This window comes from Micromonospora sp. NPDC050397 (assembly GCF_044901685.1).
Classification (GTDB): Bacteria; Actinomycetota; Actinomycetes; order Mycobacteriales; family Micromonosporaceae; genus Micromonospora_G.
The window spans coordinates 1-21,996 of record NZ_JBJDPS010000028.1; the positions used below are offsets into that span (position 1 = coordinate 1).

General features: G+C 74.6%; 2 protein-coding genes. Both read right to left on the reverse strand.

Going from position 1 to position 21,996, the window contains the following annotated elements; translation table 11 throughout:
- A partial coding sequence (locus tag ACI2K4_RS35755; protein WP_404517583.1) for an SDR family NAD(P)-dependent oxidoreductase occupies window positions 1–12,014 on the reverse strand: 12,014 nt, incomplete at its 3' end.
- Between the two features lie 146 nt (window positions 12,015–12,160).
- Window positions 12,161–21,994: a type I polyketide synthase gene (locus tag ACI2K4_RS35760; protein WP_404517584.1), complete on the reverse strand. Its 9,834-nt coding sequence runs from the start codon at window positions 21,992–21,994 to the stop codon at window positions 12,161–12,163.
- Between the last annotated feature and the right edge of the window lie 2 nt (window positions 21,995–21,996).

Consider the following 21,996-nt stretch of genomic DNA (forward strand, 5'->3'; position numbering starts at 1 on the left):
ACCGCCAACACCGGATGCCCAAGACGCTCAGCGTCGGACAACCGCTCCACCAGCAACATCCCGACACCCTCGGACCAACCCGTACCATCCGCACCCTCGGCAAACGACTTACACCGACCGTCGGCCGCCAACCCACGCTGCCGCGAGAAACCGACGAACGTGTTCGGCGTCGCCATCACCGTCACACCACCGGCAAGAGCCGCGTCACACTCACCACTACGCAACGCCTGCACCGCGAGGTGCAACGCCACCAACGACGACGAACACGCCGTGTCCACCGTCACCGCCGGCCCCTCCAGACCGAACGTGTACGACACCCGACCGGACGCGATACTGCCGCCGGTACCCATGAAACCCTCGGCGCTGTCGTCCGAGGCGCCGAGCGCCATCGAGTAGTCGTTGTACATGACCCCCACAAAGACACCGGTACGCGAACCACGCAGCCCGAACGGGTCCACCCCGGCGCGTTCGAACGCCTCCCAGGACGATTCGAGCAGCAGCCGGTGCTGCGGGTCCATCGCCAACGCCTCACGCGGGGAGATCCCGAACGCGGCCGGGTCGAAGTCACCGGCCTGGTAGAGGAAACCGCCCTCGCGGGTGTAGGAGGTGCCGGGGTGGTCCGGGTCGGGGTGGTAGAGATTCTCCACGTCCCAGCCCCGGTCCTCGGGGAAGAAGCCGACCCCGTCGCGACCACCGGCGACCAGCTCCCACAGGTCGTCCGGGGAGGCGACACCGCCCGGGTAGCGGCAGGCCATGCCGACGATCGCGATCGGCTCGTCGGAGACGACGGCGGCGGTCACCACCGGGGTCGCCGGGGCGGCCGCACCGGCAAGCTCTCCGACCAGGTACGCGGCGAGCACGGCGACGTTCGGGTAGTCGAAGACGAGCGTGGAGGGCAGTCGTAGACCGGTGACCGTCGCCAACCGGTTGCGCAGCTCGACCGCGGTGAGCGAGTCGAAGCCCAGCTCGCGGAAGGGCAGGTCGGCGGCGACGGCCGACCCGTCGGGGTGGCCGAGGACCGTCGCCACGTGGGTGCGGACCAGGTCGAGGACGATCCGGTCGCGTTCGGCGTCCGGCAGCCCGACCAGGCGTGCGGCGAACGCGCCGTCCGCCGAGCCGGCCGCGCGGCGCCCCGGTGCCGGGACCAGCCCGCGCAGCAGCGGCGGCACGCCGCCCCGGGCCCGCAGTGCGGCGAGGTCGAGGCCGAGCGGCACGACGGTGGCACGGTCGGCGGCCATCGCGAGGTCGAACGCGGCCAGCCCCTGCTCGGAGGTGAGCGGCACGATTCCGGCCTGCTGGGCTCGGGACCGTTCGGCGTCGCTGAGCCCGCCACCCATGCCCGCGTCCCAGAGGCCCCAGGCGAGCGAGGTCGCCGGTACGCCCTCCGCGCGCAGTTGCGTGGCGTACGCGTCGAGGAAGGCGTTGGCGGCGGCGTAGTTCGCCTGGCCGGCGTTGCCGAACAGTCCCGCCGCCGACGAGTACAGCACAAACGCGTCGAGCGGCCGGTGGGCCGTGGCGGCACGCAGGTTGACCGCGGCGTCCACCTTGGCCCGGAACACCGTACGCAGCCGCTGCGGGGTGAGGTCGGCCAGGAGGGCGTCGTCCAGTACACCGGCCGCGTGGACGACCGCCGTCACCGGCTCGTCCCGCAGCACGGCGGCCACCGCGTCGGCGTCGGCCAGGTCGCACGCGACCGAACGCACCCGCACGCCGTCGAGGTCAAGGTCGAGGTCGACCGGTGCTCCGGACCGGGAGAGCAGGAGCAGATCGCGTACGCCGTGTGCCCGTACGAGATGCCGGGCGAGCAGCCGCCCGAGGGTGCCGGTGGCGCCGGTGACCAGCACCAGCCCGTTGGCGAGGTCCACCGCGCCGGCCGTCGCCTGGATCCGGGCCAGCCTCGGCACCCGCACGACCCCGTCGCGGACCAGGGCCTCCGACACCGGTAGGACAACCGTCCCGGCGGCGTCGAGCAGGTGGATCCGGTCGGGTCGCTCGGCCTGCGCGGACCGCACCAGCCCCCACAGTGCGGCACCGTCCGGGTCGGTGACCCGTTCGCCCACCGCGCCGAAGGTGCGTACGACCAGGCGCGAGTCGACCCAGGCCGGGTCGTCGAGCCAGTCCTGCAACAGGGTGAGCAGCGCGGTGGCCCGTTCGTCCGCCGTACCGGGGGCGGACGCGTCGACGACCAGCACACCGGTGGGGGCCGGCAGCGGGGCGCCGAGCGGGATCGCGACGTGGGGTCCGGTGGACTCCACCGACTCCTCCGGCACCCACTCGACGCCGTAGAGCAGTCGTTCGGCCGTCGAGAGCTGCGCCCCGGAGACCGGTCGCAGGGTCATCCCTTCGACCTCGGCCACCGGCAGGCCGGATCCGTCGGCCAGCAGCACCCGGACGCTGTCCGGGGCCGTACCGGCGGTGAGCCGGGCCCGCAGGGTCGGCCCTGCCTCACCGGCGATCCGCACACCGGTGAACGCGAACGGCAGCCGGACGCCGTGCTCGGGGAGCAGGCCACCGGCGCCGACCGCGTGCAGGGCCGCGTCGAACAGGGCCGGGTGCAGCGCGTACCCGGCGCTGACCTCGTCGGTGCCGACCTCGGCGAAGACCTCGTCGCCGCGCCGCCAGACCTGACGCAGCCCCTGGAAGGCGGGTCCGTAGGACATCCCGGTGGTGGCGAGCGCCGGGTAGAAGTCGGTCAGCGACACCGGTTCGGCCCCGGCCGGCGGCCAGACGACCATCCCACCGTCGGCCGGCCCGGTGTGCTGGGCGGTGAGCGCACCCGTGGCGTGGCGGATCCAGGGCTCGGCCTCGTCGGGGCGAGCGTGCACCGACACGGCACGCCGGCCGCCGTCCTCGGCTGCCGCGACCGTGACCCGAACCTGGACCCCGCCATCGGGCGGCAGGGTCAGCGGGCTCTCCAGCAGCAGTTCCTCCAGCTCCGGCGTACCCGCCCGGTCACCGGCCGCCAGGACCATCTCGACCAGCGCCGTGCCGGGCACCACGATCCGGTCGAGTACGACGTGGTCGGCCAGCCACGGGTGGGTGGCGACCGAGAGCCAACCGGTGAGCACCGTGGCCGGCGAGTCGGGCAGTTCGACCGAGGCGCCGAGCAGGGCGTGGCCGGTGCCGACCAGACCGAGGCCGGCGGGGTCGGTCAGGTGCCGCCCGGGTCGCGGGCGGGGCCAGTGGGAGTCCTGCCGGAAGGCGTAGGTGGGCAGTTCGAGCCAGGTCGCGCCGGTGCCGGCGAAGACCGCCGACCAGTCGACCGGCACGCCGACCGTGAACAGCTCACCGAGTGCGGTGAAGAGCGAGGCGGTCTCCTCGCGGTCGCGGCGCAGCACCGCGACCGCCGTCCGGTCGGGGTGGGCGTCCTGGACCAGCGCGGTGAGAACGGCGTCCGGGCCGACCTCCAGCATCCGGTCGGCGTCGAGGGTGGCCATGGCGTCGGCGAACCGCACCGGCCGTCGTACCTGGTCGACCCAGTACTCCGGATCGGCCCACTCGCCGGCCGCGACCTCGGCCCCGGTCACGGTCGAGACCGCGCGCAGCCGTGCTTGGCGCATCCGCAGGCCGCGTACGACGTCGGCGAACTCGGCCAGCATCGGTTCCATCAGTCGGGAGTGGAACGCGTGACTCGTCCGCAGCCGCGACGTCTTCCAGCCGTGCTCGGCGACCCGCTCGATGTCCGCTTCGAGCCCCGACACCACGACCGAATCCGGGCCGTTGACCGCGGCCAGGTCGAGATCCGGGAAGGCGGCGCGTACGTCCGCCTCGGACGCCCGTACCGCCAGCATCGCCCCGCCCGGCGGCAGGGCCTGCATCAGCCTGCCGCGCGCGGCGACCAGCGTGGCCGCGTCCTCCAGGGAGAACACCCCGGCGGCGTACGCGGCGGTGATCTCGCCGATCGAGTGGCCCGCCACCACCTCCGGGCTGACGCCCCAGGAGCGCAGCAGGGCCAGCAGGGCCACCTCGACCGCGAAGATCGCCGGCTGCGCCCAGCCGGTCTGGTCCAGCCGCTCCTGGTCGTCGAGAACGTCGCGCAGCGGCAGTTCCAGGGCCGCGCAGACCTCGTTGAACGCGGCCGCGTACGCCGGGAACGTGTCGTACAGTTCGCGGCCCATGCCGACCCGCTGGGCGCCCTGCCCGGTGAAGACCATCGCCAGGCGACCGTCGGTGGCGATGCCGCCGCCGGTCACGCCCTCGGCCAGGTCGAGCAGGTCCGCCACGGTCTGGTCGCCGGTGCGGGCCAGCACCACGGCGCGGTGCGGCAGCGCGGCCCGCGCCGCCAGCGACCGGCCGAGGTCCAGCGGTCGGACGGTCGGGCGGGTGTCCAGGAAGTCCAGCAGCCGGTCGGCCTGTCCGGCGAGGCCGGCGGCGTCGTGTCCGGAGAGCACCAGGGGCACGACCGGCAGCGGGTTGCCGTCCACCGGCTCCGCCACCGCGTCGGCGGCGGGCGGTTCCTCGAGGATGACGTGGGCGTTGGTGCCACTGATGCCGAACGACGAGACACCGGCCCGGCGGGGGTGGGCCGAGGACCGCCACGGGTGCGCCTCGGTCAGCAGTTTCACCGCACCGGCGGCCCAGTCGACCTGCGGGGAGGGCTGGTCGACGTGCAGGGTGCGCGGCAGCACGCCGTACCGCATGGCCAGCACCATCTTGATGATGCCGGCGACGCCGGCCGCCGCCTGGGTGTGGCCGAGGTTCGACTTGACCGAGCCGAGCCAGAGCGGCGCGCCGGTCCGGTCCTGGCCGTAGGTGGCCAGCAGTGCCTGGGCCTCGATCGGGTCGCCGAGCGAGGTGCCGGTGCCGTGCGCCTCGACCGCGTCGACGGCGGTCGGGGCGAGCCCGGCGGAGGCCAGCGCCTGCCGGATCACCCGCTGCTGGGAGGGGCCGTTCGGGGCGGTGATGCCGTTGCTCGCACCGTCCTGGTTGACCGCGCTGCCGCGTACCACGGCGAGCACCGGGTGACCGGCACGCCGGGCGTCGGAGAGCCGTTCGAGCAGCACCACCCCGGCGCCCTCACCCCAGCCGGTGCCATCCCCGGCGGCGGAGAACGCCTTGCAGCGGCCGTCGGCGGCCAACCCGCGCTGGCGGCTGAACTCGACGAAGGCGCCCGCGGTGGCCATCACGGTGACACCGCCGGCCAGCGCCAGGTCACACTCGCCGGAGCGCAGCGCCTGCGCGGCCAGGTGCATGGCGACCAGGGAGGAGGAGCAGGCGGTGTCGACGGTGATCGCCGGACCCTCGAACCCGAAGGTGTAGGAGACCCGGCCGGAGACCAGGCTGCCGGCACTGGCCGCGCCGGCGTAGCCCTCGGCGCCGGTGCTGCCCTGCCGCAACGCGGTGGCGTAGTCGCTGTAGAGGACTCCCGCGAACACACCGGTACGGCTGCCGCGCAGGGTGGTCGGGTCGATGCCGGCGCGCTCCATCGCCTCCCACGAGGTCTCCAACAGCAGCCGCTGCTGGGGGTCCATGGTCACCGCCTCGCGCGGGCTGATCCCGAAGAACCCGGCGTCGAAGTGGCTGGCTCCGGTGAGGAAGCCGCCCTCCTTCACGTACGAGGTGCCGGGGTGGTCGGGGTCGGGGTGGTAGAGCGCGTCGAGGTCCCAGCCACGGTCGTCGGGGAATCCGGAGACACCGTCGCGGCCGTCGGCGAGCAGCCGCCAGAACTCCTCCGGGGTGCTCACCCCACCGGGGTAGCGACAGCCGAGGCCCACGATGACGATCGGGTCGTCGAGATCGGTGGCGGTGGAGCGCAGCGGCGCGGTCGGCACGGCCTGTTCGGCCAGCGCGCCGACGAGTTCGCCGCGTAGGAAGACGGCGAGCGCCTGCGGGGTCGGGTAGTCGAAGGTGAGCGTCGCGGGCAACCGCAGGGTGGTGGCGGCGTTGAGTCGGTTGCGCAGCTCGACCGCGGTCAGCGAGTCGAAGCCGAGTTCGTTGAACGCCCGGGCGGCCGGAACGGTGTCGGCCGAGGCGTGGCCGAGCACCGCGGCGACCTGGGTGCGTACCAGGTCGAGCAGGAGCCGGTCCTGGTCGGCCGGGCCGAGGTCGGCCAGCCGCTGGAGCAGCGAGGTGGCGGTCGCGCCGGTGGCCGCCCGGCGGGCGGGCTCGCGGACCAGGGCGCGCAGCATCGGCGGCAGGCCGGCGTCGCCCTGTCGGGCGCGCAACACGGTGTGGTCGAGCCGGATCGGCACCAGCAGCGGCCGTTCGGCCAGCAGGGCGGCGTCGAACAGGCCCAGGGCCTCCGGCAGCGACAGTGCGGCGATGCCGCCACGGGCCAGCCGCCGACGGTCGACCTCCGACAGGTTCCCCGCCATGCCGGCGGCGGTGTCCCAGGCGCCCCAGGCCAACGAGGTGCCGGGCAGGCCGCGACGGCGGCGGGCGGCGGCGAACGCGTCCAGGAACGCGTTCGCCGCGGCGTAGTTGCCCTGGCCGGGGGTGCCGAGCAGCCCGGCGGCCGAGGAGTAGAGCACAAACGAGTCGAGGTTGTCGCCCACGGTGGCCTCGTGCAGGTTGACCACCGCGTCCACCTTGGCCCGCAGCACCGCGCCGAGCCGGTCCGGGGTCAGGCCGGTGAGCACGGTGTCGTCCAGGACACCGGCGACATGCACGACCGCGCGGACGTCCACGCCGTCGAGCACCCGGTCGAGATCGTCGCGGTCGGCTACGTCACAACGGACCAGCCGGACCCGGGCGCCGGCCTCGGTCAGCTCGGACCACAGCTCGCTGGCGCCGGCCGCGTCGGTGCCGGTACGGCTGAGCAGCAGCAGGTCGCGTACGCCCCGGGTGTGCACGAGGTGCCGGACGAGCAGGCTGCCGAGCGTGCCGGTGGCGCCGGTGACGACCGTGGTGCCGGTCTCCCGGTCCGGGCGGGGCATCACCAGCACGTTCTTGCCGACGTGTTTGGCCTGGCTGACGAAGCGGAAGGCGTCCCGCGCGTGCCGGATGTCCCAGGCCCGCACCGGTGGCAGGCGCAGTTCGCCGGCCTCGAACAGCGCGAGGATCTCGGTGAGCATGGCGCGGATCCGGTCCGGGCCGGCTTCGAAGAGGTCGAACGGCCGGTACGCGACACCGGGGTGGTCGGCGGCGAGCCGGGCCGGGTCGCGCAGGTCGGTCTTGCCCATCTCCAGGAACCGCCCGCCGCCGGGCAGCAGCGTCAGTGACGCGTCGATCAGCTCGTTGGCGAGCGAGTTGAGCACGACGTCGACGCCCCGGCCGTCGGTGGCGCGGGTGAACGCCTCGGCGAACTCGGTGGTACGGGAGGAGGCGATGTCCCGGTCGGGGAGGCCGAGTGCGCGCAGGGCGTCCCACTTGGCCGGGCTGGCGGTGGCCAGCACCCGGGCGCCCAGGTGCCGGGCGATCTGGATGGCGGCGGTGCCGACGCCACCGGCTCCCGCGTGCACCAGCACGGTCTCGCCGGGGCGTACCCCGGCCAGCTCGACCAGCGCGTAGTAGGCGGTGAGGAAGGCCATCGGTACGGCGGCGGCCTCGGCGAACGTCCAGCCGGACGGGATCGGGACCAGCAGCCGGCCGTCGGTGACCGCGACCGGGCCGAAGCCGCCGGCGAACGCGCCCATCACCCGGTCGCCGACGGCGAGGTGCGACACGTCGGGGCCGACCGCCAGGACCACGCCGGCACCCTCGCTCCCCATGTCCAGGGGGTTGTCGCTGGGGTAGACGCCGAGCGCGATCAGCACGTCGCGGAAGTTCAGGCCGGCGGCGCGGACGGCGACACGTACCATGCCGGGCTCCAGCGGGCCCTCGGCCGCCGGGTACGCGGCCAGCCGGAGCTGGTCCAGCGTCCCGCCGGTGGTGCTCTCCAACCGCCAGGTCCCCGAGTCCGGCGGGGTCATCGCCGGGTCGCTGACCACCCGGGTCAGCCGGGGCGCGGCGACCGAGCCGGCGCGGACCAGCGCCTGCGCGGTGTCTCCGGCGGCGACCAGCGCGGGAAGCGCGGCCCAGGAGGCCGGGGTCCCGTCCACGTCGGCCAGGACGATGCGGGCCGGGTACTCCGACTGGGCCGAGCGGACCAGGCCCCAGACCGCGGCGTGCGCGAGGTCGGTCGGCTCCTCGCCGGGGCCACCGGCGACCGCCCCGGTGGTGGTGACGACCAACGTCGTCTCGCTGAGCCGTTCGTCGCCGATCCAACGCTGGATCGCCGCCAGCACCCGGGAGGTGGCGGCGTGCACCCGGGGGGCCAGCCCGATCGGGTCGTCGGCCGGGTCGACGGTCTCCGGCGGGCAGTCCAGCAGCAGCACCGGCGGCGCCTCGACCAGGGAGTCCAGGTCGACCAGGGGGATTCCGGTGTCGCGTACGGTGCCGATCGCGGCCCAGTCGTCCGGGACGGCGACGGCGTCCAGCGGGCGTTCGACCCAGTCGACCCCGAACAGCGAGCGCGGCGCCTGGCTCTCCCCTGCCTCGACCTGGGCGCTGGTGACCGGTCGCATGACCAGTGCGCCGATCGTGACCACCGGGGCGCCGGCACCGTCTGCGGCGAGCAGCGCGACCCGGTCGGTGCCGGACGGGGTGAGCCGGACGCGCAGCGTGGTGGCGCCGACGGCGTACACGGTGACGTCGGTGAAGGCGAACGCCATCCGGGCCGAGTTGTCGGTGCCCGCCCCGGCGAGCGCCACGCCGTGCAGCGCGGCGTCCAGCAGGGCCGGGTGAAGTTGGAACCGGCCGGCCTGAGCGGTCTCGGACTCCGGCAGCGTGACCTCGGCGTAGATCTCCTCGCCCTGCTGCCAGGCGGCGGTGAGGCCCCGGAACGTCGGCCCGTAGCCGAAGCCGGCGCCGGAGAGCCGCTCGTAGAACCCGTCGACCGCCAGCGGTGTGGCGCCGGTCGGCGGCCAGACGGTCAGCTCCGCCACCTGGACCTGCGGGCCGGTACGCGCGAGGTATCCGCTGGCGTGGGCGGTCCACGCCTCGTCCGGCAGCGCGTCCTCGCGCCGCGAGTGGACACTGACCGGACGCCGTCCGCTTTCGTCGGCCGGACCCGTCACCACCTGAAGGGCGACTCCCCCGGACTCGGCGACGGTGAGCGGGGCCTGGACGGTCAGCTCCTCCAGCACCGGCGTACCGACCTGCTCGCCGGCCCGCAGCGCCAGCTCCACCATCGCCGTACCGGGCAGCACGGCGGTGCCGAGAATCGCGTGGTCGGCCAGCCACGGGTGGGTCTGTACGGCGAGCCGCCCGGTGAGGACGGTGCCGTCGCCGTCGGCCAGGGAGAGCACCGCGCCGAGCAGCGGGTGGTCGGTCGCGGCGAGCCCCAGACCGGCGGCGTCCACGGTGACCAGGTCCGCCGGGGACGGCCAGTACATCTGGTGCTGGAACGGGTAGGTGGGCAGGTCCAGCCGCTCGGCGGGACGGGCCGGGTAGAGCGTCGACCAGTCCACGGTGGAGCCGGCGCCGTGGATCCGGGCGAGCGCGGCGAGGAACGTGCCCACCTCGTCGCGGTCGCGACGCAGCGTACCGACGCAGACCGGTGCGGTCGGCAGGCTCTCCGCGGCCATCCCGGCGAGCACCGTGTCGGGGCCCAACTCCAGGTAGCGGCCCGCGCCGAGGTCGGACAGGGCGCGTACGGCGTCGGCGAACCGTACCGGCTGGCGCACCTGGTCGACCCAGTACTTCGGGTCGCTCCACTGCCCGACCGCGACCGGGCGACCGGTCACGGTGGAGACTGCGGCCAGGGCCGGCTCGGCGAGGTCGAGCGAGTCGACCACCGCGCCGAACTCCGCGAGCATCGGCTCCATCAGCCGGGAGTGGAACGCGTGGCTGACCCGCAGCCGGCTGGTCTTCCAACCGGCCGTGGCGGCCTTGGCCGCGAACAGGTCGATCGCGGCCTCCGGGCCGGAGAGCACAACCGAGGTCGGGCCGTTCACCGCGGCGATGTCGAGGTCGTCCGGGACGGCCTCGCGGACGGCGTCCTCCGTGGCCTGGACGGCGAGCATGGTGCCGCCAGGCGGCAACGCCTGCATCAGCCGGCCGCGCGCGACGACCAGCGCGGCGGCGGCGTCCAGGGAGAACACCCCGGCGGCGTACGCGGCGGCGATCTCGCCCACCGAGTGACCGGCGACGATCTCCGGCTCCAGGCCGAGTCCGCGTACGGTCTCCAGCAGGGCGACCTCGACCGCGAACAGGGCCGGCTGGGCGTAGCCGGTCTGGTGCAGCAGGTCGCTGTCGAGCAGGGCCCGCAGCGACAGGTCCCCGGGCTCCCGTACGAGGTGGCGGTCGACGGCGGCGGCGACGGTGTCGAACGCCTCGGCGTACCGGGGGAACCGCTCGGCGAGCTGCCGGCCCATGGCGAGCCGCTGCGCGCCCTGACCGGTGAAGAGGAAGGCGAGCTTGCCGACGGTCGGCTCGCCGGTGACCAGACCGGGGTCGGGTTCACCCACGGCGAGGGCGGCCAGGCCGCGCTGGAGGGTCCCCTGGTCGTCGGCGAACACCACCGCGCGATGCTCCAGCGCGGCCCGACCGGTCGCCAGCGCCCAGCCCAGGTCGGCGACCCGCATCTGTGGCCGGTCGCCGACGAAGGTGTAGAGCTGCTGTGCCTGCGCGCGCAGGGCGGCGCCGTCGCGGGCGGAGAGCACCACCGGTACGGGCGCCGGGCAGCGCGCGCCCGACTCCGCCTCGACAGGCGCCGGTGGCTCCTCGATGACGATGTGGGCGTTGGTGCCGCTGACGCCGAACGACGAGACACCGACCCGGCGCGGGGTGTCCCGGCGGGGCCAGGGGTGGGCCTCGGTGAGCAGTTCGACGTCGCCGGCCGCCCAGTCGACGTGTGGGCTGGGCTGGTCGAGGTGCAGCGACTTGGGCATGGTCTCGTGCCGCATCGCCAGTACGGCCTTCATCACCCCGGCGACACCGGCGGCGGCCTGGGTGTGACCGATGTTCGACTTGATCGATCCGAGCCGGGCCGGACGGCCGCTGGTGCGGTCCTGCCCGTACGTGGCGAGCAGGGCCTGGGCCTCGATCGGGTCGCCGAGGCGGGTGCCGGTGCCGTGTGCCTCGATCAGCTCCACGTCGTCGACCGACAGCCCGGCGTCGGCCAGCGCCTGCCGGATGACCCGCTGCTGGGAGGGGCCGTTCGGGGCGGCGATGCCGTTGCTGGCACCGTCCTGGTTGACCGCACTCCCCCGGATCACACCGAGGATCGGGTGGCCGAGCCGTTGCGCCCGGGAGAGCCGTTCCAGCAGCACCAGGCCGACGCCCTCGGAGAGCCCGATGCCGTCGGCCTCGGCGGAGAACGCCTTGCACCGGCCGTCGGTGGCCAACCCGCGCTGCCGGCTGAACTCGGTGAACGCGCTGGGGGTGGCCATCACGGTGACCCCGCCGGCGAGCGCCATCGTGCACTCGTCGGTCCGCAACGCCTGGGCGGCCAGGTGGATGGCGACCAGCGACGACGAGCAGGCGGTGTCGATGGTGATCGCCGGGCCTTCCAGCCCGAGGGTGTAGGAGACCCGACCGGAGAGGACGGCCGCGGTGGTTCCGGTGATCAGGAAGCCCTCGGCGGCCTGCACGGTGCCGCCGATGAGCCGTACGTAGTCCTGGGTGTTCGACCCGATGAAGACACCGGTACGGCTGCCGCGAAGCGTGGTCGGGTCCACCCCGGCACGTTCGAGCACCTCCCAGGAGGCTTCGAGCACCTGCCGCTGCTGCGGGTCCATCGACAGTGCCTCGCGCGGGCTGACGTCGAAGAACGCCGCGTCGAACTGACCGGCACCGGCCAGGAAGCCGCCCTCGGAGGCGTACCCGTCGAGGTGCTCCGGGTCCGGGTCGTAGGCGTCGTCGAGGTCCCAGCCACGGTCACCCGGCGGTCGGCCGATCGCGTCCGTGCCGGTGTTGACCAGCCGCCACAGGTCGTCCGGGGTCCGTACGCCACCGGGGTAGCGGCAGCTCATCGCGACGATGGCGATCGGCTCCCGGTCCGCGGACTCGGCCTTGCGCAGACGTTCGCGGGTCTGGTGCAGATCCGCGGTGACGCGCTTGAGATAGTCGAGGAGCTTGTCTTGATCCACCAACTCGGCCTCACCGGGATCGGATTGCGCGGGGTGCGCAAGAGCGACGCGAAGGACCGCCGGAGTTGTCTCCACTCCTGCCAGCCTCGGCCGAAGGTAGGCGGCCGCCCGGCGGCCGGCCTACCCCTACGCCTCCCCTAGCTGGGCATTTACGACACGCCGAGCTCGTCGATGAAGCGGAACACCTCGTCGGCGCTGGCTGATTCGAGCGTTCCGGTGACCGACTCCGGCCCCGGCTCCCGGGCGTCGCCGAGCCCGTCGAGCAGACCGCGCAACCGCATGCCGACCCGCAGCCGCAGCGCGGTGTCGTCGGCGATGGCGGCCAGCGCCCCGGCGAGTTCGTCGATCGTCGCCAGTACGGACTCCTCGCCGGTGCCACCGCCGGAGACCAGGCGCTCCAGCAGCAGCCGGGCGACGGCGGTCGGCGTCGGGTGGTCGAAGACCAGCGTCGCCGGCAGGGTCAGGCCGGTGGCGGCGGTCAGCCGGTTGCGCAGGTCGACCGCGGTGAGCGAGTCGAACCCGAACTCCTTGAACGGTCGTCGGGCGTCGACCGCGTCCGCGCCGTCGTGACCGAGCACCGCCGCGGCGTGGCCGCGTACCAGGTCCAGCACGATCTGCTCGTGCTCGTGCGGTGCGGCGGCGGCCAGTTGCTGGCGCAGCGCGGCGCCCGCGTCGGCCGGCGGAGCCACCTCGGTCGTCTCCGCGAGGGCCCGCACCTCGGGCAGGTCGGCGATCAGCGGGCGGGGCCGGGCGAACGCGAAGGCGGGTGCGAAGACCGGCCAGTCGACGTCGACCACCGCGAGGAACACGTCCCCGGCTCCGGCCGCCTGCCGCATCGCGGTGATCGCGAGTTCGGGTGCCATGCCCCGGAAGCCGCGTCGGCGCATGTAGTCCTCGCCGCCGGTCGCCTCGGCCATCCCGCCACCGGCCCACAGCCCCCAGGCCACCGACGTGACCGGCAGTCCCCGCTCCCGCGCCTGCTCGGCGAGCGCGTCGAGAGCCGCGTTGGCTGCGCCGTACGTGCCCTGGCGGGCGCTGCCCCAGACGCCGGCGTTGGACGAGAAGAGCACGACCTGCTCCAGGTGCGCGGGGTCGAGCAGGTCGAGCAGGTGGACCGCGCCCTCGACCTTGCCGGAGCGGACCTCGGCCAGCTCCTGCGGGGTGGAGTCGGCGAGCAGGACCGGGGTGAGCGTGCCGGCGGTGTGGACCACCGACGTGACCGGTTCGGGCAGGCTCGCAAGGAGTGCGGTGACCTGGGCCCGGTCGGCGGTGTCACAGGCGGCGATGGTCACCCGCGCGCCGAGCGCGACGAGTTCCTCGCGCAGCTCTGCCGCCCCGGGGGCGGTGTCGCCGCGACGGCTGGTGAGCACGACGTGGTCGGCGCCCGATCCGGCGGCCCAGCGGGCCACGTGGGCGCCGAGCGCGCCGGTGCCGCCGGTGACCAGCACGGTGCCACGCGGTTCCCAGAGCGGTGCGCCCGGGTCGGCCGGCGCGGGCAACAGCCGGCGGGCCAGCACACCGGTGGCGCGTACGGCGACCTGGTCCTCGTCGTCGAGCCCGGCCAGTACGGCCGCGAGCCGGTCGGCGGCCCGACCGTCCATCGTCGCCGGCAGGTCGACCAGACCGCCCCACGACTCCGGGTGTTCCAGCGCGAAGGTGCGGGCCAGCGCCCACACCTGTGCCCCGGCGAGCCGGGACGCCGGGTCACCGGGTACGGCCGCGACCGCGCCCCGGGTGAGGATCCAGAGCCTGACGTCCAGGCCGCCGATCGCCTGCACCAGGGCGAACGTGTCGCCCACCGACTGTTCGTCGTCGTGCGTCGCCAGCAGCGAGACAACGCCCGCGTACGGCTTGGCGCTCAGCGTCTCCCGGTCGAAGTCGCAGCTCTGCTCGACGTCGGCACCCGCGCCGACCAGCGCGAGCGTCACCTCGCCCGGGTCGACGTCGGCCGGGTGCAGCACCAGCCAGGTGCCGGAGAGCGAACCCGGTTCCGGCTCGGGCAGCGGCTTGAACGCGACCCGGAACCGCCACCCGTCGAGCTGAGAGCGTTCCCGCTGGTCACGACGCCACCCGGCGAGCGCCGGCAGCACCGGTGCGAGGGCGCCGGGGTCGACGCCGAGGGTCTTGCCCAGGGTCGCGGCGTCAGTGGCCTCGACCGCCGCCCAGAACTCGTCCTGTGGTTCGTCGGACGCCGCACCGGACACGCCGGGTGTGTCGGCCAACCAGTAGTGCTGGTGCTGGAAGGCGTAGGTGGGCACGTCCAGCGGGCGGCGACCGCCGGTGAGCACGGTCGCCCAGTCGACCGGCACGCCGACCACCCACGCCTCGGCGAGGGTACGGATCTCCCGGGCGGGACCGGCCTCGTCCCGGCGCAGCGTGCCGACCACAGCCGCGTCGGCCGAGCCGGCGGCGGCGATGTCCTGGACTCCGGCGGTGAGCACCGGATGCGGACTGACCTCGACGAAGTGCCGGTACCCCTGGGCCAGCAGCCGCTCGACGGCCGCGGCGAACCGGACCGGTTGCCGCAGGTTGTCGTACCAGTAGCCGGCACCGTCCTCCGGCCCCATCGGCTCGGCCCGCACGGTGGAGTACCACGGCACCCGGCCGGCGCCGATGCGTACCGGGGCGAGCAGTTCCAGGACCCGGTCCCGGAGGACCTCGACCTGGACGGAGTGCCCGGCGGCGCTGGCCTTGATCCGGCGGGCCCGGACACCGTCCGCCTCGTACCGGGCGGCCAGCGCGTCGATCGCGGCGCCCTCACCGGCCACGATGACGGCAGCCGGCCCGTTGACGGCGGCGATCTCCAACTCGCTCCGCCCGGTCTCGCGCTCGTGCGCGGCGATCCGGGCGGCCACGTCGGCTTCGGCGGCGGCGACCGCGAGCATCGCGCCGGCACCGACGATCGCCATCATCTCCCGGCTGCGCAGCGCGACGATCCGGGCCGCGTCGTCGAGGGTGAGCGCACCGGCCACGCAGGCAGCCGCGATCTCACCCTGGGAGTGCCCGACAACGGCCGCCGGGGTGACGCCGCGCGCGTCCCACCAGGCCGCCAGCGCGACCATGACGGCGAAGAGCACCGGCTGGACGACGTCGAGCCGGTCCAGGGACGGGGTCCCCGGTTCCTGCCGGAGCACCGCCTCCACCGAGTAGTCCAGGTACGCGCCGAGCGCGGCGTCGCACTCGCGCAGCCGGGCGGCGAACGCCGACGAACGGTCGAGCAGATCGGCTGCCATGCCCTCCCACTGGCCGCCCTGCCCGGGAAAGACGAAGACAACCCCGCCGGCCGGGCCGGACACGCCGGTGACGGCGTCGGCCGAGGGTCGCCCGTCGGTCAGGGCGGAAAGCCCGGACTGGTCCAGCACGACCGCGCGGTGTTCCAGCGTGGCCCGCCGGGCGAGCGTGTGCGCCACGTCGACCAGCGGTACGTCGGAACGGTCCCGCAGGTACGCGGCCAACCGGCGGGCCTGGGCGGCGGGCGCGCCGCTGGTGCGTCCGGAGAGGAGCAGCGGGACGACCGGCAGCGGCGGGTTCTCCGGTGCCGGCGGTACGGGTGGGGCCTGCTCCAGGACGATGTGGGCGTTGGTGCCGCTGATGCCGAACGACGAGACGGCGGCGCGGCGCGGCCGTCCGGCGTCCGGCCACGGGTGCTCGGTTTCCAGCAGGGCCACCGCGCCGGAGTCCCAGTCGATGTGCGGGGAGGGCGCGTCGATGTGCAGGCTGCGCGGCAGCACGCCGTGGCCGAGCGCGAGCACCATCTTCATGATCCCGGCGACCCCGGCGGCGGCCTGCGTGTGGCCGAGGTTCGACTTGACCGAACCGAGCCACAACGGCTCACCCGACCGATCCTGACCGTACGTCGCCAGCAACGCCTGCGCCTCGATCGGATCACCCAACGTGGTACCCGTACCGTGCGCCTCCACCACATCCACGTCCCGCGGACGCAACCCCGCGTTCGCCAACGCCTGCCGGATCACCCGCTGCTGCGACGGACCGTTCGGCGCCGTCAGACCGTTCGACGCACCGTCCTGATTGACCGCGCTGCCGCGTACCACGGCGAGGATCGGGTGACCCAGCCGCTGGGCGTCGGAGAGCCGCTCGACCAGGAGCACCCCCGCGCCTTCGGACCAGGTGGCGCCGTCGGCGGCGGCGGAGAAGGGTTTGCACCGGCCGTTGGCGGCCGAGCCGCCCTGCCGGGCGACCTCGACGAAGGTGGCGGGGTTCGCCATCACCGAGACACCGCCGGCCAGCGCGAGCTCACACTCGCCGCGACGCAGCGACTCCGCCGCCAGGTGCAACGTGACCAGCGACGACGAGCAGGCGGTGTCGATGGTCAGGGCGGGGCCTTCCAGACCGAAGACGTACGCGACGCGACCGGAGACGACGCTGCCGGAGACCCCGGTCGCCCGGTAGCCCTCGACTCCTTCGGGCAGCGTGGACAGTCCGGTGCCGTAGTCGTGGTACATCAGACCGGCGAACACCCCGGTACGGGAGCCACGCTGCCCCAACGGGTCCAGCCCGGCGCGCTCGAACGCCTCCCAGGAGATCTCCAACAGCAGCCGTTGCTGCGGGTCCATCGCCAGCGCCTCACGCGGCGAGATGCCGAACAGGCCGGCGTCGAACTCGCCGGCGTCGTACAGGAAGCCGCCCTGCTGGGTGAAGTCGGTCCCGGTCAGGTCCCAGCCCCGGTCGGTCGGGAAGCCGGCGATCGCGTCGACACCGTCGTGCAGCAGCCGCCAGAGATCCTCCGGGGAGCGCACCCCACCGGGGAACCGGCAGGCCATGCCGATGATCGCGATCGGCTCGTCGGTACGCCCCGGTCCGGTCGGCGCCGACTGCGCCCGCACCGGCGACCGGTCGTCCGCGCCGACCACCTGGTCGAGCAGGTACCTGGCGATGGCGCGGGCGTTCGGGTAGTCGAACGCGAGCGTCGCCGGCAGGACCAACCCGGTGGCCAACTGGAGCCGGTTGCGCAGCTCGACCGAGGTCAGCGAGTCGAAGCCCAACTCGCGCAACGCCCGGTTGCCGTCGACCACGCCACCGGAGGCGAAACCCAGGACGGTGGCGATGGTGGAACGGACCAGCTCGATCACGGTCTGCTCGCGTTCGGCCTCGGCCAGCCCGGTCAGCCGCCGGCCGAACGAGTCCGGGCTGCCGGCGGCGGTGGACCGGCGCGGGCCGGTACGAACGAGTCCCGACAGGACGGGCGGAAGCAGGCCGCTGCCGGCGCTGTCCCGCAGCTCGGAGAGGCTCAGCGCGACCGGTACGGCGAGCGGAGCGTCGGCCCGCAGCGCGGCGTCGAACAGGGCCAGGCCCTGGTCGGCCGCGAGCGGCAGCACACCGCCTCGGCGCAGTCGGCGCCGGTCGGCGTCGGTGAGACTCCCGGCCATGCCAGCGTCGGTGTCCCAGAGGCCCCAGGCCAGCGAGGTGGCCGGGAGCCCCTGGGCCCGGCGGAAGGCGGCGAAGGCGTCGGTGAAGGTGTTCGCGGCGGCGTAGTTCGCCTGCCCGGCGTTGCCGAACAGGCCGGCGGCGGAGGAGAACAGCACAAACGCGGCGAGCGGCTGCCCGGCGGTGGCCTCGTGCAGGTTCCGGACGGCGTCCACCTTGGGACGCAGGACCGCGTCGAGGCGGTCGGGCGTCAGGTCGGCGAGCAGCCCGTCGTCGAGCACCCCGGCGGTGTGGATCACGGCGCTGACCGTCACACCGCGCAACGCGGCCTCGACCTCGGCCCGGTCGGTGACGTCGCAGGCAACCGCCCGCACCCGTACCCGGTCGAGCCCGTCGCCGTCGCCGGGTCGGTCGAGGTCCGCGCCACCGCCGGAGCGGGAGAGCAGCAGCAGGTCACGGACACCGTGGGCGGCGACGAGGTGCCGGGCGACAAGGCGGCCGAGCGTGCCGGTGGCGCCGGTGAGCACCACCGTACCGGCGGTCAGGTCGGGCAGGTCACGCTCCGGCACCGGGTGCCGGGCGATCCGGGGCAGCAGGATCCGCTCGCCGCGTACCGCCGCCTGGGGGTGACCGGCCCGCAGCACGTCCGGGATCCGGTCCGTGGCGGGGGCGTCGACGATGGTGAGCCGGCCCGGGTGCTCGCTCTGGGCGGACCGGACCAGTCCCCACAGGGCGGCGGCGGCCAGCCCCGGCACGGTGTCCCCGGGGTCGGCGGCAACCGCCCCGTCGGTACGCACCACCAGGTGGGTGCCGCCGCGCCGCGCGTCACCGAGGAACCGTCGCAGGGTCTCCAGCAGTCGCCCGGTCTCGGCCCGTACGGTGGCGGGGTCGGGTACGGCGCTGGTCGCGCAGTCCAGCACCAGCACGTCGCCGGTCTCCTCGGGCAGTGGTTCGCCGAGCGCGATCGTCGTCAGCGGACCGGTCACGCCCACCGGGCTCGGGGCCGCGTCGCCGAGCCGTTGCGACGGCTCCGGCGCGATCGGGGCGTCGACCCAGGCGAGGGTGTAGAGCGGCGCCTCGGGGACAGCGCCGCCCTGCTCGGCGGCGACCGGCCGGACCGCGAGCGCGTCGATGTCGAGTACGGGCAGCCCGGCGTCGTCGACGGCGTGCAGCCGGACCGTCTCCGCGCCCTCCGCAGCGGTGAACCGGACGCGGAGCGAGCCGGCGCCGACGGCGTGCAGCCGGACGCCGTTGAAGGCGAACGGCAGCCGGGCCGCGCCGTCCTCGGCGGGCACCAGCCCACCGGCGGCGAGGGCGTGCAGGCAGGCGTCGAGCAGCGCCGGATGTACGCCGTACCCGTCGGGGCCGTTGCCGGGGTCGAGGGTGACCTCGGCGAGGATCTCGCCGTCGCGGCGCCACACCCGACGCAGTCCCTGGAACGCCGGCCCGTAGGTCAGACCGGTGTCGGCGAGTACCGCGTAGATGGTGTCCGCGTCGACCGGTTCGGCGTCCCGTGGCGGCCACGGCAGGTCGGCCGGCGCGGGCGCGGGTCCGGCCGGACGGAGGGTCCCGGTCGCGTGCGGCGTCCACGGGTGTTCCCGGTCGGCGCGGGAGTGGATCGCGACGGTGCGGCGGGCGGTCCCCGGCTCGGGCGCGCTGACGGTGACGCGCAGGTCGAGACCGGCGGTCTCGGGCAGTGCCATCGGTGCCTGGAGGAGGAGTTCCTCGACCAGCGGGGCGTCGGTCCACTCGCCGGCCGCGAGGGCGAGTTCGAGCAGTGCCGCGCCGGGAACCAGAACCGAGCCGAGTACGTCGTGGTCGAGCAGCCACGGCTGGGCGCTGCGGGAGACGTGCCCGGTGAAGACCACCGTCTCCGAGTCGGGCAGCAGGACCGCGGCGGCGAGCAACGGATGGCCGGTGCCCTCCAGCCCGGCACCGGCGAGGTCGCCGGTGCCGGGTGCGGACGCGAGCCAGTAGTGCTGCCGCTGGAAGGGATAGGTGGGCAGGCCGGGCCGCCAGTGGCCGTCGGTGGGCCAGGCCCGCCAGTCGACCGAGGCGCCGCGTACCCAGGCCTCGCCGAGCGCCCGGATCTGCCCGGCCGGTCCGTCCTCGCCCCGCCGCAGGGTCCCCCACACCCCGGCGTCCGGAACGCACTGCTCCAACGCCAGCGTCAGCAGCGGATGCCCCGACACCTCGGCGAAGAGCCGGAAGCCGTCGGCGGCGAGCCGCTCCACCACCGGGGCGAACCGCACCTGCTGCCGCAGGTTCGCCCACCAGTAGGCGGCGTCCACCGGCTCGGTGACCCGCTCGCCGGTGAGGGTCGAGTACCACGGGATCGACGGCACCTCGCCGTTCAGGTCGACCAGCGCGCCGAGGACGTCGTCGCGTACCGGCTCCACCTGGGGCGAGTGCGACGCGTACCCGACCTCCACCAGGCGGGCCCGCGCCCCCTGGGTGTCACACCAGGACACGAACGCCTCGACCGGGGCACGCTCCCCCGCCACCACGACCTGCGTCGGGGAGTTCACCGCGGCCACCACCAGGCCCGACCAGCCCGGCTCGGCCAACCACGCCCGCACGTCGGCGACCGGGGCACTGACCGAGGCCATCCGTCCGGTGCCGTCGAGGTCCACCAGCGCGCGGGACCGGGCCGCCACCACCCGGGCGCCGTCCCGGACCGACAGCGCCCCGGCCACGACCGCGGCGACGGCCTCACCCTGCGAGTGGCCGACCACCGCGGCCGGGACCACGCCGTACGACGCCCACCACGCGGTCAGCGCCACCCCGACGGCCCACAGCACCGGCTGGACCACCTCCACCCGGGACAGCCACTCGTCCCCGCCGCGCAGCACCTCCTCCACCGAGAAACCGACCAGCGGCGCCAACGCCGCGTCGCACTCGCGCAGCCGGTCGGCGAACGCGGGCGTCTCCAGCAGCCCGACGGCCATCCGGAGCCACTGACCGCCCTGTCCCGGGTAGACGAACACCACGTCGGCACTGCCGAGCGGGGTCCCGGTGACCGACCCCGTCCCGGCGGCCACCGCGTCCAGGCTCTCGGCGTCCCAGGCCACCGCCCGTGCCGGCAGCCCACCCCGGGCGACCAGGGTGGCACCCACGTCGGCCAGCGAGACGTCCGTGGCGGACAGGTGGTCGCGGACCATGCCGGCCAGGGCCAGCAACCCCTCCCGGTCGGCCCCGGCGAGCGGCACCGGAACGACCGCCGCCGTCCCCATCGGCGCGGCGACGGCGGCCGGTGCCTGTTCGAGGACGACGTGGGCGTTCGTGCCGCTGAAGCCGAAGGAGGAGACCGCGGCCCGGCGCGGGGCGTCCCCGACCGCCCAGGGCCTGGCCTCGGTGAGCAGTTCCAGCGCGCCGCTGGACCAGTCGATGTGGCACGAGGGCGCGTCGACGTGCAGCGTCCGTGGCAGCACGCCGTGACGCATCGCCTCGACCATCTTGATCACCCCGCCGACACCGGCGGCGGCCTGGGTGTGGCCCAGGTTCGACTTCAGCGAACCGAGCCAGAGCGGGGCCGTACGGTCCCGACCGTAGGCGGCGAGCAACGCCTGTGCCTCGATCGGGTCACCGAGCCGGGTTCCGGTGCCGTGCGCCTCGACCGCGTCGACCTGGGCCGGAGTGAGCCGGGCGTCGGCCAGCGCGTCGAGGATCACCCGCTGCTGGGAGGGGCCGTTCGGCGCGGTCAGGCCGTTGGAGGCGCCGTCGGAGTTGACCGCGCTGCCCCGTACGACCGCGAGGATCGGGTGGCCGAGGCGCTGGGCGTCGGAGAGGCGCTCGACCAGCACCACCCCCGCGCCCTCGGACCAGCCGGTGCCGTCGGCGGCCTCGGCGAACGGTTTGCAGCGCCCGTCGGCCGCCAGCCCGCCCTGCCGGGCGAACTCGACGAAGGTGCTCGGGCTGGCCATCACGGTGACCCCACCGGCCAACGCCATCGCGCACTCGCCCCGGCGCAGCGACTGCACCGCCAGGTGGAGTGCGACCAGCGACGACGAGCAGGCGGTGTCGATGGTCAGCGCGGGTCCCTCCAGACCGAAGGCGTACGCGACCCGACCCGAGACGACACTTCCGGAGGTGCCGGTGGCCAGGTAGCCCTCGACGCCCTCGGGCAGCGCGGTCAACTGGGCGGCGTAGTCGTGGTACATCACCCCGGCGAACACCCCGGTACGGGAGCCCCGGACGCCGAGCGGGTCCAGTCCGGCCCGTTCGAACGTCTCCCACACGCACTCCAGCAGGAGCCGCTGCTGCGGGTCCATGGCCAGGGCCTCACGCGGGGAGATACCGAAGACGGTCGGGTCGAACGCGCCCGCGTCGTCGAGGAAGCCACCCTCCTGGGCGAAGTCACCCTCGATCGACGCCCAGCCACGGTCTCCCGGGAAGCCGGTGACCGCGTCCCGACCGGCGTCCAGCAGGTCCCAGAGCTGCTCGGGCGTGCTCACCCCGCCCGGGTAGCGGCAGGCCATGCCGATGATCGCGATCGGCTCGGCCGCCTTCTCCTGGACCTCGACGAGGTCACGGCGGGCCTGACGGAGGTCGGCGGTCGCCCGCTTGAGATAGTCGCGGAGCTTCGCTTCGGTGTCCATGT

What these genes read in the sequence shown, in the direction of transcription:
- ACI2K4_RS35760 (WP_404517584.1), bottom strand. Translation starts at nt 21,994, where the DNA reads ATGGACACCGAAGCGAAGCTCCGCGACTATCTCAAGCGGGCGACCGCC.